The organism is Flavobacterium magnesitis (assembly GCF_041729735.1).
Lineage (GTDB): Bacteria > Bacteroidota > Bacteroidia > Flavobacteriales > Flavobacteriaceae > Flavobacterium > Flavobacterium magnesitis.
Genome location: NZ_JBCFQK010000006.1, coordinates 149232 through 162761 on the forward strand (window position 1 = coordinate 149232; position 13530 = coordinate 162761).

Consider the following 13530-nt stretch of genomic DNA (forward strand, 5'->3'; position numbering starts at 1 on the left):
GATGAACATATACTTATGAAAAGAATATTGATTACAGGTGCTGCGGGATTTTTAGGTTCTCATTTATGCGATCGTTTTATCAAAGAAGGTTATTTTGTTATAGGAATGGATAATCTCATTACGGGAGATTTGAAAAATATAGAACATTTGTTCAAACTGGAAAATTTTGAATTTTACCATCATGATATTACCAAATTTGTTCACGTTCCTGGACAATTAGATTATATTTTACATTTTGCTTCACCGGCAAGTCCAATTGATTATCTTAAAATTCCAATTCAGACTTTGAAAGTGGGTTCTCTTGGAACGCATAATTTATTAGGATTAGCAAGAGTAAAAAAAGCCAGAATTTTGATTGCTTCTACTTCTGAAGTATATGGAGATCCATTGGTGCATCCACAAACGGAAGAATATTATGGAAATGTAAATACGATAGGACCAAGAGGCGTTTATGACGAAGCCAAACGTTTTCAGGAATCCATTACGATGGCGTATCATACTTTTCACGGCGTAGAGACTAGAATTGTTCGAATTTTTAATACGTATGGTCCAAGAATGCGTCTTAACGACGGTCGTGTAATTCCGGCATTTATTGGTCAGGCTATTCGTGGTGAGGATTTAACGATTTTTGGTAATGGATTGCAAACACGTTCATTTTGCTATGTTGACGATCAGGTGGAAGGAATTTATAGATTACTGCATTCAGATTATGTGTATCCCGTAAACATTGGAAATCCAGACGAAATTACCATTAAAGATTTTGCCGAAGAAATCATTAAATTAACAGGAACCAATCAAAAAGTAGTTTATCATCCATTGCCAATAAATGATCCTTTGCAACGTCAACCTGATACTACAAAAGCTAAAGAATTATTAGGTTGGGAAGCTAAAGTTGGTCGTTCTGAAGGTATGAAAATTACCTATGAGTATTTCAAATCTTTGTCTCCAGAAGAACTTTCTAAAGAAGAGCATAAAGATTTTACTGATTATATTAAGTAATGGAAAAGCCTTTAGTATCTGTAATTATTCCAACATTCAATTCTGAGAAATACATTTCAGATACTATTATTTCTGTCCAAAATCAAACCTATCAAAACTGGGAAATGCTATTAGTTGACGACGGTTCGACTGATAAAACCCAAACAATAATAACTTCTTTTCTAACGGATAAAAGAATTCAATTTTATCCGTTAGAAAAAAATTCCGGAACTGGAGTAGCTCGAAATTTTGCTTTGGCAAAAGCCAATGGAAAGTATATTTCATTTCTGGATGCCGATGATTTGTGGAAATCGGATAAATTAGAAAAGCAAATTAATTTCATGCAAACGCATAACCAGCCATTTACTTTTTCGTTTTATGATTGTATCGATGAGCAAGGAAATTCATTAAACAGAAGAATCGAAGCGCCACGGAATTTATCCTATCGCCAATTGTTTTTCTGTAATTATGTGGGGAATTTGACTGGGATTTATGATGTGGAATATTTTGGAAAAATCAGTATTTCAAATATCCGAAAACGCCAAGATTGGATGCATTGGTTGACAATTTTAAAGAAAATAAAAACAGCAAAACCAGTTCCTGAAAGTTTGGCTTTTTATCGCATTCGGGAGAATTCGTTGTCGACTTCTAAAACTGCTTTAATTCAATATAATTTTGCAGTTTACAGACAGTTTCATGGCTTTAACTTAGTCGTTTCTATGTTGTGTATGATTGGCTTTTTATTTACCCAATTAGTCATAAAACGGTGTTATTCTAAGGCGATTTAACTATTTTTTGTATCCAATTTTTGTTCTTGGTTTTTGCTCCTCTTTTTTCTCGGTTAGCTCATCTAAATAGGAGAAAACCAATTCAATATTTTTGCCTTGATTTTCCAGTTTTTTCTGGATTTGAACAATATCCAATTTCATTTCTGTGGTGTCAAGAAGCATTTGTCTTACTTTGGTAAAAATTCGCATAATTTGAATGTTGGTCTGAATTGCTTTTTCGCTATTCAAAACGCTGGAAAGCATTAAAATGCCATGTTCAGTGAAAACCATTGGAGCATAACGTAAACCCATTTTGTCTGAATTGGAGATCACAAATTGTGATCTCCAATTTTCAAATTCATTTTTAGACAATTCAAACATAAAATCATCTGGAAATCTCGATATATTTCTTCTTACAGCTTGTTTTAAAACTCTTGTTTCAATTCCATAAAGTGCTGCCAAATCTCGGTCTAACATCACTTTTTGATTTCTAATGTAGTAAATGCTGTTAGAAATTGTTTCTTCCGAAAGAATAAGTTTAGAGTCCATCGTTTAATATTTTAAAATACTAATATACGATTTTATTTACATTATAAAAATGATGTAAATTGTTTTAGTTTTCCTCTTGCGGTCCTTTCCAAAGTATTTTTTCTAATAAATTTAAAATGTAAGTTGGGCTCTAAATATAAAGTTATGGCTTCTTTTATCTTTTGAATCTGTACCAAATCTAATATGGTTTCGCTTACATATTCAATTTCAAAATGATCGATTTTTCGTTGTTTGATGATAAATTCTTTAACATTTCCATCATCTTCAATAATGGATTTGGTTACGTAATAAAAAGTCAATCCTGGTGATTTTTTGCCACTTGGAAGTATCGCAACATCATTAGTTCGACCAATAAGTTGTTTCAAAATGGGTTTTTCCAAAGTACTTTTTTCGTCCAAAATCCCGATATCACCTATGTCATAACGAATAAACGGATGCGCTTTGTTGAACAAAGAAGTAATTACAATTCGACCAACTGATCCGTAGGGTAAAATTTGATTTTTTTCGTTCAGGATTTCCACAAAAAGAGTTTCGGCATTGATTTGCCATTCGCCTTCAGGGTTTTCAAAAGCAATTAAATCCAATTCGGATGCCCCATATTCATTGATAATTGGAATTCCGAATTGTGTTTCTAATAATTTCTTGTCGTCTTCAAAAAGCATTTCGGAAGTGACCATACACACTTTCAAAGTAGGACAAATTTCTTTTAAGATGAGGTTTCGCTTTCGCAAAAATTTAGCAAACAAAACAATCGAACTGGTATAACCGTTGAGGTAATCGAATTTTGTATTCTGAAATTTTTTCAGTATTTTTTCTAAAACGGCATCCGATAAATCAAAAATAGGAAATCGGAAACGTTTGCTTAAAAAGTCCTTAAAACGTTCTTTTTTGTAACCCATAAAATCCAGCGGAATTCCATAAAATCGCGCTTGTAGCGACCGATTAAAATCGATTCCAAACCAACCAAAACGATACATATTGGAAGCCCAAGTAAGCGCGTGAGTGTATTTGTCTTTGGCAAAAATAAAAGGCGTACCGCTGGAACCAGAAGTTTTGTTGATGTAACAGTTTTTGGTTGTAAAACCTTTTGAAAGTCGGGATCCTAAAGGACTTTGAAGATTGGTTTTGTTTAAAATAGGTAAATCTTCCCAGTTTGTATACTTTTTAGAACCAACTAATTTTTGATAAAAAGCATTGTTTTCTAAATGAAATTCAACAATAGCTTGTTTCTGATTTTCAGTAAATTGCTTTTTTTCTTGAGGAGAAAGCGCAACTATTTTGTCCAAATCGGATTTTGCTTTCTTAATTGGGAAAGCATTTAATTGCAGCGTAATGTCGAAAATAGAAAACATGCCAGCGTTTATTTCTTCAAAAATAATATTATAACAAGAACTAAAGGGGAAGAATCGACAACTTTTTAAAAAATAATTATTTTTTAAGTTCAAAAGCAATTATTTTTGCAGCACTCTAAAAATGAGTTTTTGCAACTAAAATTAAAAGACATGAATATATTACTATTGGGTTCAGGCGGAAGAGAGCATGCGTTTGCATGGAAAATGGTTCAAAGTCCACTTTGTGATACCCTTTTTATGGCGCCTGGAAATGCTGGAACTGCTAAAATTGCCACTAATGTTGCGATTGCTGTGACCGATTTTGAAGCTATTAAAGCTTTGGTTATTGCCGAAAAGATCGAAATGGTTGTGGTAGGTCCTGAAGATCCATTAGTAAAAGGTATTTATGACTTTTTCTTGAATGACGCTCAATTGAGTCATGTTCCAGTAATTGGTCCTTCAAAAATTGGAGCACAATTAGAAGGAAGTAAAGAGTTTGCTAAAGAATTTTTGGTAAAACATAAAATTCCAACGGCTGCTTATGATAGTTTTACTGCAGAAACTGTAGAAAAAGGATGTGATTTCTTAGAAACTTTGCAACCACCTTACGTATTGAAAGCTGATGGTTTAGCAGCTGGAAAAGGAGTTTTGATTATTCATGATTTGGCTGAAGCCAAAGAAGAATTAAGAAACATGTTGGTAGGTCAAAAATTTGGTGCTGCGAGTTCAAAAGTAGTTATCGAAGAATTTTTGGACGGAATTGAATTGAGCTGTTTTGTACTTACTGACGGAAAAAGCTATAAAATTTTACCAACAGCTAAAGATTACAAACGTATTGGTGAAGGTGATGCAGGACTGAATACGGGTGGAATGGGAGCCGTTTCTCCAGTTCCTTATGTTGATGCGGTGTTGATGGAAAAAATTGAAACTCGCATTGTAAAACCTACGATTGAAGGTTTCCAAAAAGATGGAATTCCATATAAAGGTTTTGTTTTTATTGGTTTAATCAATGTTAAAAACGAACCAATTGTAATTGAATACAATGTTCGAATGGGAGATCCGGAAACGGAAGTAGTTGTTCCAAGATTGAAAACGGATTTGGTTGAATTGTTTTTGGCTGTAGCAAACGAAAAATTAGACAAAATTGAATTAGAAATAGATCCAAGAAGCGCGACAACTGTAATGCTTGTTTCAGGCGGATATCCAGAAGATTTTGAAAAAGGAAAAGTAATTACTGGTTTAGAAAACGTGAATAATTCGATTGTTTTCCATGCAGGAACAAAATTGGATAACGGAAATGTTGTTACTAATGGAGGAAGAGTACTAGCAGTTACTTCTTATGGTGATTCTTTCCAGGAAGCTTTGGCACAATCGTACCAAAACATTGAAGCAATCCATTTTGACAATGTGTATTTTAGAAAAGATATTGGTTTCGATTTAGTTTAAAATTGAATCCTATTTAAATAAAAAAAATCGAATTGCATTTTAAAGTGCAATTCGATTTTTTTATTCGTTTAGTTTCTATTCTTATTTAAAGAAAGAGTGTGCAGTAGTATCTTGATTTTCAGTTCCTGCATCATCAAAAATACGTAATTGTTTAATCCAGTAAACCATTGCAACCGCACAGATAATCATAAAAATCCAGTTAATTGTGTTTGCTACAAACCAGTGGCTTAACTCTAAAGAGCGTAATCCATCTAATGGTATAAAAAGAAAATCTACAAAAAGAGATTGTATTCCTTCAAAAAATGCTTTCATGATATAGTATTTAAATTTTATTAATCGTTTTTAGAAAAAAGGTCTTGCAATTAAAAATTTCATTTTCTCAATAAAATTGTAGCTTAGCTCGTTTCCTTTTTAAACAAGTATTATATTTACAGTCACAAAAGTATAAAATATCCTTATGATTACAAGTGTTTTTAAAAAATCTACACCATTAAATTTTTCATTAGTTGTATTTTTGATCCTGTTTTTCGATTTCATCTATCAAATTCAAGATTTAGCTTGGTCACATTCGGCTATTTTAGTTTTTAAAAAAATTGGAATTGGATTGGTTATTTTGGCTTCGGCATTGATAACTAATTTTATAGCCAAAAAAAACGACCTGAGTAAAGACAGTGCTTACAGCGTTTTGTTCTTTATGTTGTTTCTCCTTTTTTTTCCTTCACTTTTTGATGATATCAATCTGGTTTTTTCCAACTTTTTTATTCTTTTGGCTTTTCGAAGACTAATTTCGTTACAATCTCAAAAGGCTTCCAAAGAGAAAATATTTGACGCTTCTTTATGGATTTTTGTTGCTTCCTTATTTCATTTTTGGTGTATTTTGTATTTGGTATTGGTGTTTGTTTCTATTATTTCGCATGTTTCAGGAGATTATAGAAATTGGCTTTTACCTTTTATTGCCTTTTTTGCTATAGCCATTATTTTTGCAGTGTATTCTTTAGTATTCAATTCCGATGCGATTAGCTATATAACTAATGGAGTAGAAACTAATTTCAGTATTGATTATTTTACGAATAATTACCAGAATGCGGCGTTGTCTATTTATGCCACAGTGGCTTTGTTTTTTGTTATTTCGATGCTAATGACTTTGCCTTCCAGACCGTTATTGTTGCATGCTTCGTTCAAGAAAATTTTGTTTGCTTTTTTTATTGGAATCATTATTTATGTGATTTCGGCAAATAAAAGCAATGATTTATTGGTTTTTACAATTGCTCCTTTAGCAATGATGGCGACCAATCATATCGAAATGCCTCAGTTGAAATTAAATCAAGAACTCGCTTTAGGGGTATTGATGTTGTGTAGTTTATTTGCTTTTTTCTCTCAATTATAATTTGATTCCGTAAGCCAAATCGCCAGCATCTCCAAGACCTGGAACAATATAATTATGTTCATTTAGTTTTTCGTCTAAAGCACCTATCCACAAATGGCAGCTGTCAGGCAAATGTTTTTCCAGATAAGCAATGCCTTCCGGAACAGCTATTGTCACGGCAATATGAATCGTTTTTGGCATTCCTCTTTCGATCAACTTATTGTAAACGGCAACTATTGATTGACCCGTAGCCAACATTGGATCGATTAATAACAAACATTTATCAGTAATATCAGCAATAGCCTGGTATTCGACTTTTATCTCAAAAAAATCATCATTATTAGGATGGTGCCTGTAGGCGGAAATGAATCCGTTTTCGGCTTGGTCAAAATAATTTAAAAATCCCAAATGCATACTTAAACCCGCTCTTAAAATGGAACAAAGCACAATAGGATTGGTAATTTGAGTTGTTTTTTTGATTCCTATTGGAGTTTGAATTTCGATGGCTTTATAATCTAATTCTTTGCTCAATTCATACGCCATAATTTCGCCAATGCGTTCGATATTTCGTCTAAATCGCATGGAATCTTTATGGATATTTACATCTCTTATTTCTCCTAAAAAATGATTTAAAATGCTGTTTTTTTCTGATAGATGATGGATTTTCATAAGAGAATTATTGTGTGTTAGGAATGATAAACAGAAAGTTAAAATGTAATTTTTTTATAAAAGTATAAAAAGTATCTTTGTCTAAATAAAAAGATAAATATGTTTTCAAAATTAGCTTATTCCGTTTTTGAGCAAAGTATAAAAGATTATCACCAATTTGATAATGTAGATCAACCCATAAACAATCCTTATCCAAAGGAAAAGTTTGAGCATTTATTGTATTTAAAAAACTGGATTGACACGGTGCAATGGCATTTTGAAGACATTATTCGTGATCCACAAATTGATCCGGTTGCGGCTTTGACTTTGAAAAGAAGAATCGATGCTTCTAATCAGGAACGTACGGATATGGTGGAATATATTGATAGTTATTTTCTACAAAAATATAACAAAATACATGTAAAAGAAGAAGCTAAAATCAATTCAGAAAGTCCGGCTTGGGCATTTGACAGATTGTCAATTTTAGCATTGAAAATTTACCACATGGCTGAAGAAGCTAATCGTGCAGAGGCTTCGCAAGAACACAGAGACAAATGTCAGGAAAAACTAAATATACTTTTAGAACAAAGAACTGATTTGTCTACAGCAATTGATGATTTGTTGACAGATATTGAAAACGGATATAAATTCATGAAAGTGTACAAGCAAATGAAAATGTACAATGACGACGAATTGAATCCTGTTTTGTACCAAGGGAAGAAATAATTGAAAAGTCAGTTGACTCCAAAAATAAAGCATATCGCCGTCATGAGACTCTCCGCAATGGGAGATGTTGCCATGACGGTTCCTGTTTTAAGAGCTTTTGTAAAACAATATCCAACGGTTCAAATTACAGTGGTTTCCCGACCCTTTTTCAAGCCTTTTTTTGACGGAATTCCCAATCTTTCTTTTTTTGCTTTTGACGAAAAAGAACGTCATAATGGTTTTTTAGGTTTACTGCGCTTGTTTAGTGATTTGAAACAATTAAAAATCGATGCTTTTGCTGATTTGCATAATGTGCTTCGTTCCAAAGTGGCACGAACACTTTTTGCTTTAAGCGGGAAAAAAGTAGCAGCCGTTGATAAAGGAAGGGAAGGTAAAAAAGCATTAACCGCTGCCGAAAATAAGCTGTTTGAGCCATTGCCAACAATGTTCGAAAACCATATTCAGGTATTTCAAAAATTAGGTTTTACTGTAGATTTATCGAATCCTGAATTTCCTGAAAAAGCTATTTTAAGTCCTGAAATTGTTTCGATAGTAGGTGAAAATTATCAGAAATTAATCGGAATTGCACCTTTTGCTCAATATGAATCTAAAGTCTATCCTTTGGATTTAATGCGGGAAGTAATTGCTAAATTAGCTGAAAATCCAGACAATAAAATTCTGCTTTTTGGTGGAGGAAAGAAAGAAATCGAAATCTTAGATTCCATTTCGTCTCCATACAAAAACGTCATCAATATGGCGGGAAAAGTCAAATTTCAACAAGAATTACAACTTATTAGTAATCTCGATGTGATGCTTTCTATGGATTCTGGAAATGCCCATATTGCAGCCATGTTAGGAGTAAAAGTAGTTACACTTTGGGGCGCTACACATCCTTTTGCTGGTTTTGCACCATTTAATCAACCACTCCAAAATGCGTTGGTTTCCGATAGAAATTTGTTCCCTAAATTACCTACTTCGGTTTACGGAAATAAAATTGTTGATGGCTACGAAGAGGCCATGCGAACTATTCCGGTTGATTCTATTGTAGCAATTTTAAAATAGTATAAACAAGGGAGTTAAATAAAATCCATAATTTTTTTTGAAAGAATAATTTTATCAATTATTTAACAAACCTGTTTTAAAATTGTAATGTTAAATATATTACTTTGGCTCGCTGTGAGTTAGGTCTTACAACTAAAGCAAAATCAAGAAAAACAGAGGCATATTCGATTAATGTTTTTAAAATCTTGAAAATATCAATATTTATAGCATAACTATTTATGAAAAAAACTGTAGGGCTAGTTACAATTTTCTTATTATTTTCATTTTCAGTCTTTTCTCAAAAAGCAACTATTTCAGGTATTATAACTGATAATAATGAAAAAACACCAGTTTACAATTCAGTTGTAGCTTTATTAACCCCTATAGATTCTGTTTTATACCGGTTTACCCGCTCAGGTAAGGATGGTAAATTTAATCTCAAAAATGTAAAATCAGGAGAGTATATACTGATGACTTCCCATAATCAATATGCCGATTATGTAGATATGATCACTATGGGTGAAAACGAAAAAAAGTTAGGAACAATCTCTTTGATGAGCAAAATAGAACTTTTAAGAGAAGTAGTTATTAAAACAGGTTCAATAAGAATTAAAGGCGATACCACCAGTTACAGAGCTAGTGATTTTATAGTAGATGCTAATGCCAATGTGGAAGAATTACTTAAAAAATTACCAGGTATTCAAGTAGATAGAAATGGAGCCATAAAAGCTATGGGTGAAACGGTACAAAAAGTATTGGTAGATGGTGAGGAATTTTTTGGCGACGATCCTGGTATGGCGGTAAAAAACTTAAGAGCCGATGCAGTAAAAGAAGTTCAGGTATTTGATAAAAAAAGTGAACTGGCCGAATTTACAGGAATTGACGATGGAAAAACCCAAAAAACAATCAACCTGAAATTAAAAGAAGATAAGAAGAAAGGGTATTTTGGTAAAATAGACGGAGCTAATCAGCCGTTTACGGATGCCGATTCCAGATATAATACTAATTTGATGTTTAGCAGTTTTAAAGGCAAAAGGAAATTATCTGCCTTTTTATTAAACGGAAACACTGGTCAGGATGGACTGGGCTGGGAAGACAGTGAGAAATTTGGAGCTCGTGACAACAACATTAGCATGAACATGGATGATGATGGAAATGTAAGCTATGAATGGGTGGGTGATAATAATGACGGAGAACCCCGTATCAATACGCAAAACGGATTTATCAAAAATACCAATGCAGGATTGCAGTACACTAACAAGTGGAATGACAAACAAAACCTGAATGTTTCACCCAAATTCAATAATCAGATTTATACCAATAATAGTAGCAGAATTTCCCAAACGCAGGTGGGAGATACCCAATTAAATGAAAACCGGTCTACAGTAACCAATGTTGACAGGAGTAATTTTAAACTCAATGCGGTTTATGATGTGAAATTAGATTCGGTAAATTCTATAAAATTCTCTGCCAGAACTAATTTTTATGATACAGATAGTGATGAATTTACAGATGGAACTACCACAGGAAATGACGGAATATTAAAAAACAAACAGCAGCGTTTATTCACCACTAATTCGGATAAGTCTGCTTTATCAGCCGGTTTTTTATTCAAGCATAAGTTTGCTAAAGCGCGTCGTACATTTTCATTAAATAGTAGTTGGAGTATGCTGAATACCAACTCAGATAATTTTTTAAAATCTTCTAATGAAAGTTATGTAGATGGAGTTCTTGCTGCAAAAGATACTATCAATCAAAATAAAATAGGTGATAGAACAAGTCAGAATTTTTCAGCCAGTTTTAGTTATTCTGAACCTATTGCTAAACAAATATCACTTCAATTTGCTTACCAAATTGCTTATGATAAAGGTAAAAACAACTATTTTACCTATGATTATTCTGAAGATACAGGAAGATATGATCAATTAGTGTCTTCATTGTCAAATGAGTTTGAGCAAACTATAATCACTCACAGACCCAATTTAAAATTGAGTTATAATGCTAAAAAAATTAATTATAGCATTGGAAGTGGTTTTGGGTTTACTTCTTTTGATTTGTTAGATAAAACTATGGATAAACAATACAAACGTAGTTATACTAACTTTTTTCCTTCAGCAAATTTCTCTTACAAGTATAAAAGCAACAGTAGTTTAAGGTTTAATTATCAGGGATCAACAAGACAGCCTACACTAGATCAATTACAACCATTGAGAAACAATCAGGACTTTTTTAATCAAACGGTGGGAAATCCAGATTTAAAGCAATCTTTTACTAATAATATTAACATCAACCAGGGCAGTTATGATATGCTGACGGAAACTCAAATTTATCAGGGACTAAATTTCAGCACAACAAGTAATGCAATTATCTATAGCAGAGTAATTGATCCTGAAACGGCCAAAACAGTTTCCAGACCCATAAATACCAATGGAAATTTTTCAGGGAATTTTTATTTGGGATATGGATTAAAAATCAAGAAATTAGATATGAGAGCTGATTTTAGTCCTTCTTTTGGCTATAATAAATCAGTACTTAGCATTAATGATAAAATGGGTAGTGCTAAGAATTTAAACACAGGACTCTCCGTTTATTTAAGTAAATTTAAACAAAAGCAATACGATATTAGTTTAAGTAATAGGTTTTCATTTAATAGAAATAGTACTTCTCAAAATGATGAAATCAAATCCTTTAACACTAATAATTTGAATTTAGATATAGGAGTTTTCTTTGCTGAAAAGTGGAAAATAGCTACCGATTACAATTTAAATACCAGACAAAAAACAGTCGATTTTCAAGACAATCTGACCAATCAATTGTGGAATGCAAGATTGCAACGCACCTTTAAAAACGATGAGTTTACCGCCTATTTTATGGTACGCGATATTTTGAATCAAAATATTGGTATACAAAGAAATGTATATGAAAATACCATCAGTCAGGAACAAAACGACAGGCTTAGAAGATATGCTATGATAGGTTTTACCTGGAATTTCAAAAATGGGGGAGAAAAAGCAAAAAAATAATTTCAATGACAATTTCACAACTCAGAACTAATAACTTACAAAGGATGAAAGTAATATATTTTATAATTGTAACACTTATTTTTACAACCAGGTCAAATGCACAGCAATTTGTAGATAAAGCTGTCATTGAATATGAAGTAAATACCAATCTCAAAAAAACGATGAGCAATGATAGTTGGGATGAAATGATGAAAGACAATCTCTCCGATCTTAAAATTTCATATTTCAATTATACTTTTTCTGAGAATAAAAGCATATTTAAATTTGACAGATGGAGTCCAAAAACAAGAATTCCAAAATATCTGAAAGACTCCGATGAAGAAAACAGTTGGTATTTTGATTTTAATACAGGAATGATGAATATGCAAAAACAAATAGCAGGAACTAATTTTGTTATAGTTGATAGCATTCATAAAATAGAATGGAAAATTACCAATGAAAACAGAGAAATAGCCGGTTATAATTGCCGAAAAGCCGTAGGCAAAATAATGGACGACGTATATGTTTTTGCTTTTTATACGGATGACATTACCATTTCTGGTGGTCCATGTTCTATAAATGGTTTGCCAGGAATGATTTTAGGACTCACAATTCCAAGATTGTATACTTCCTATATTGCTACTAAAGTAGATGTCTCTTTTACTAACCCAGCTGATATAAAACCCATCACAGCCAAAAAAACCTATGATTTAAAGGAGTTAAAAACCCTTTTTGAAGAAAAATTAAAAGATTGGTACAGCTATGGTGATGATAAAGAAGAAATTCAAAGGCAAAAAAATATTTTCTTGTGGAATGCTTTTTTATAGTCATTGTGAGGAACGGGCGCCATCTCATTTGATGCTGTCGACGTGTGATTGCTTCGTTCCTCGCAATGACCTACAAATAAATTTTCTCGTCTTTACATCTACCATAAATGTAACTTTTTAGATTCGAAATGGTTTCCTGATACGCTGGAGCTTCAAACCCAAAACGCTCGTGTTCCATTTGCTGTTTTTCGATGGCGTTGCAGCCCTTGATAACTTCTTTAAGCATATCAAGCATGGCTAGCTCTTTATTGTCTGTTTTCTGGAATTTAAATTCTACAATTTCATCTTGCAATTGCTCACAATATTCTATAAGTCTCGATACTTCTGGTTCGTCAAGAAGCGAAGGATTGTTCTTAAATATTTCTCGAATGGATTTCATGATTGGAGGAGTTGAAATTATTAGTGTTTATAAAATTTATTTTTCCAAAACTGCCACCATCTTTTCTTTTTTATTATTATAACTTCACCGAGTAAAGCTTCTTCTGGTTCTACTGAAATGATAAAAGAATCTTTAGTTTGAAGTAATTCGGATTTGTCGATAATAGTTTCAGTTTTTTTGTATCCTATTGAGAAGATTATAATATGGATTTTATCTGTTAATAAACTATCGGGAATTATAAGTTTGAACTTTCCGTCAAAATCTGTTGTTGTTTCAATTGTAGTGTTTTTAATTGTAACAATTGCTCCTGCTAAAGGTGAGTTGTATTCAATATCAATAACTTTTCCCGTAATAGTATTTTTTAAACTGTCTAAAATGGGTTCTTTTTTTTGATTTTCTTTTGGTAAAATATTTTCTTTTTCATCGATATTAGACACAATTTCTATTTTTGAAGATGAATTTATTTTTGCAAATGAATTTATTGTAGTAGT

The 13530-nt window shown here is 32.4% G+C and carries 14 protein-coding genes; 8 read left to right on the forward strand and 6 right to left on the reverse strand.

Annotation, left to right across the window (positions count from 1 at the left end; all coding sequences use genetic code 11):
* The first annotated feature begins 15 nt into the window (after positions 1 to 15).
* Positions 16 to 999: a UDP-glucuronic acid decarboxylase family protein gene (locus AAGV33_RS06470; protein ID WP_373391144.1), complete on the forward strand. Its 984-nt coding sequence runs from the start codon at positions 16 to 18 to the stop codon at positions 997 to 999.
* Positions 999 to 1766, forward strand: coding sequence for a glycosyltransferase family 2 protein (locus AAGV33_RS06475; RefSeq protein ID WP_373391145.1), 768 nt, complete (start codon positions 999 to 1001; stop codon positions 1764 to 1766). The genes AAGV33_RS06470 and AAGV33_RS06475 overlap by 1 nt, the downstream gene beginning before the upstream one ends.
* On the opposite strand, the gene AAGV33_RS06480 is transcribed toward AAGV33_RS06475, so the two are convergent.
* Entirely contained in the window at positions 1767 to 2294 is a 528-nt protein-coding gene (locus AAGV33_RS06480; RefSeq protein WP_373391146.1) for an ORF6N domain-containing protein, read from the reverse strand. It abuts the gene before it with no gap.
* Between the two features lie 41 nt (positions 2295 to 2335).
* On the reverse strand, positions 2336 to 3646 hold the full coding sequence (locus tag AAGV33_RS06485) for a phenylacetate--CoA ligase family protein (RefSeq protein WP_373391148.1): 1311 nt from the start codon (positions 3644 to 3646) through the stop codon (positions 2336 to 2338).
* A 150-nt stretch (positions 3647 to 3796) separates the two neighbouring features.
* Here AAGV33_RS06485 and purD point away from each other — a divergent pair, with 150 nt between their 5' ends.
* Positions 3797 to 5071, forward strand: coding sequence for a phosphoribosylamine--glycine ligase (gene purD, locus AAGV33_RS06490; protein ID WP_373391149.1), 1275 nt, complete (start codon positions 3797 to 3799; stop codon positions 5069 to 5071).
* An 81-nt stretch (positions 5072 to 5152) separates the two neighbouring features.
* On the opposite strand, the gene AAGV33_RS06495 is transcribed toward purD, so the two are convergent.
* Positions 5153 to 5383 (reverse strand): DUF6341 family protein, encoded by a 231-nt coding sequence (locus AAGV33_RS06495; protein ID WP_373391150.1) that lies wholly within the window; start codon positions 5381 to 5383, stop codon positions 5153 to 5155.
* Positions 5384 to 5528: 145 nt separating this feature from the next.
* On the opposite strand from AAGV33_RS06495, the gene AAGV33_RS06500 reads away from it, so the two are divergent.
* A complete protein-coding gene (locus AAGV33_RS06500) occupies positions 5529 to 6458 on the forward strand; it encodes a hypothetical protein (RefSeq protein WP_373391151.1) in 930 nt (309 codons plus the stop codon).
* Here the strand turns inward: AAGV33_RS06500 and upp are convergent.
* Positions 6453 to 7106, reverse strand: coding sequence for a uracil phosphoribosyltransferase (gene upp, locus AAGV33_RS06505; protein WP_373391152.1), 654 nt, complete (start codon positions 7104 to 7106; stop codon positions 6453 to 6455). The genes AAGV33_RS06500 and upp overlap by 6 nt on opposite strands.
* A 99-nt stretch (positions 7107 to 7205) precedes the next feature.
* On the opposite strand from upp, the gene AAGV33_RS06510 reads away from it, so the two are divergent.
* From AAGV33_RS06510 to AAGV33_RS06525, 4 genes are all read left to right on the forward strand, one after another.
* Positions 7206 to 7811 (forward strand): DUF4254 domain-containing protein, encoded by a 606-nt coding sequence (locus AAGV33_RS06510; RefSeq protein ID WP_373391153.1) that lies wholly within the window; start codon positions 7206 to 7208, stop codon positions 7809 to 7811.
* A gap of 42 nt (positions 7812 to 7853) precedes the next feature.
* Positions 7854 to 8852 (forward strand): glycosyltransferase family 9 protein, encoded by a 999-nt coding sequence (locus AAGV33_RS06515; RefSeq protein ID WP_373391154.1) that lies wholly within the window; start codon positions 7854 to 7856, stop codon positions 8850 to 8852.
* Between the two features lie 218 nt (positions 8853 to 9070).
* Positions 9071 to 11854, forward strand: coding sequence for an outer membrane beta-barrel protein (locus tag AAGV33_RS06520; protein WP_373391155.1), 2784 nt, complete (start codon positions 9071 to 9073; stop codon positions 11852 to 11854).
* A 44-nt stretch (positions 11855 to 11898) separates the two neighbouring features.
* Positions 11899 to 12660, forward strand: a complete 762-nt coding sequence (locus AAGV33_RS06525) for a GLPGLI family protein (protein WP_373391156.1) — start codon at positions 11899 to 11901, stop codon at positions 12658 to 12660.
* A gap of 70 nt (positions 12661 to 12730) precedes the next feature.
* Here the strand turns inward: AAGV33_RS06525 and AAGV33_RS06530 are convergent, their stop codons facing one another.
* Complete coding sequence (locus tag AAGV33_RS06530; protein WP_373391157.1) at positions 12731 to 13039, reverse strand: hypothetical protein; 309 nt, start codon at positions 13037 to 13039, stop codon at positions 12731 to 12733.
* 20 nt (positions 13040 to 13059) lie between these two features.
* Positions 13060 to 13530: carboxypeptidase-like regulatory domain-containing protein (locus AAGV33_RS06535; protein WP_373391158.1), on the reverse strand; the 471-nt coding region annotated here is incomplete at its 5' end.

What these genes read in the sequence shown, in the direction of transcription:
- AAGV33_RS06470 (WP_373391144.1), top strand. Translation starts at nt 16, where the DNA reads ATGAAAAGAATATTGATTACAGGTGCTGCGGGATTTTTAGGTTCTCAT.
- AAGV33_RS06500 (WP_373391151.1), top strand. Translation starts at nt 5,529, where the DNA reads ATGATTACAAGTGTTTTTAAAAAATCTACACCATTAAATTTTTCATTA.
- AAGV33_RS06475 (WP_373391145.1), top strand. Translation starts at nt 999, where the DNA reads ATGGAAAAGCCTTTAGTATCTGTAATTATTCCAACATTCAATTCTGAG.
- AAGV33_RS06480 (WP_373391146.1), bottom strand. Translation starts at nt 2,294, where the DNA reads ATGGACTCTAAACTTATTCTTTCGGAAGAAACAATTTCTAACAGCATT.
- AAGV33_RS06525 (WP_373391156.1), top strand. Translation starts at nt 11,899, where the DNA reads ATGAAAGTAATATATTTTATAATTGTAACACTTATTTTTACAACCAGG.
- AAGV33_RS06515 (WP_373391154.1), top strand. Translation starts at nt 7,854, where the DNA reads ATGAGACTCTCCGCAATGGGAGATGTTGCCATGACGGTTCCTGTTTTA.
- upp (WP_373391152.1), bottom strand. Translation starts at nt 7,106, where the DNA reads ATGAAAATCCATCATCTATCAGAAAAAAACAGCATTTTAAATCATTTT.
- AAGV33_RS06510 (WP_373391153.1), top strand. Translation starts at nt 7,206, where the DNA reads ATGTTTTCAAAATTAGCTTATTCCGTTTTTGAGCAAAGTATAAAAGAT.
- AAGV33_RS06530 (WP_373391157.1), bottom strand. Translation starts at nt 13,039, where the DNA reads ATGAAATCCATTCGAGAAATATTTAAGAACAATCCTTCGCTTCTTGAC.
- AAGV33_RS06520 (WP_373391155.1), top strand. Translation starts at nt 9,071, where the DNA reads ATGAAAAAAACTGTAGGGCTAGTTACAATTTTCTTATTATTTTCATTT.
- AAGV33_RS06485 (WP_373391148.1), bottom strand. Translation starts at nt 3,646, where the DNA reads ATGTTTTCTATTTTCGACATTACGCTGCAATTAAATGCTTTCCCAATT.
- purD (WP_373391149.1), top strand. Translation starts at nt 3,797, where the DNA reads ATGAATATATTACTATTGGGTTCAGGCGGAAGAGAGCATGCGTTTGCA.
- AAGV33_RS06495 (WP_373391150.1), bottom strand. Translation starts at nt 5,383, where the DNA reads ATGAAAGCATTTTTTGAAGGAATACAATCTCTTTTTGTAGATTTTCTT.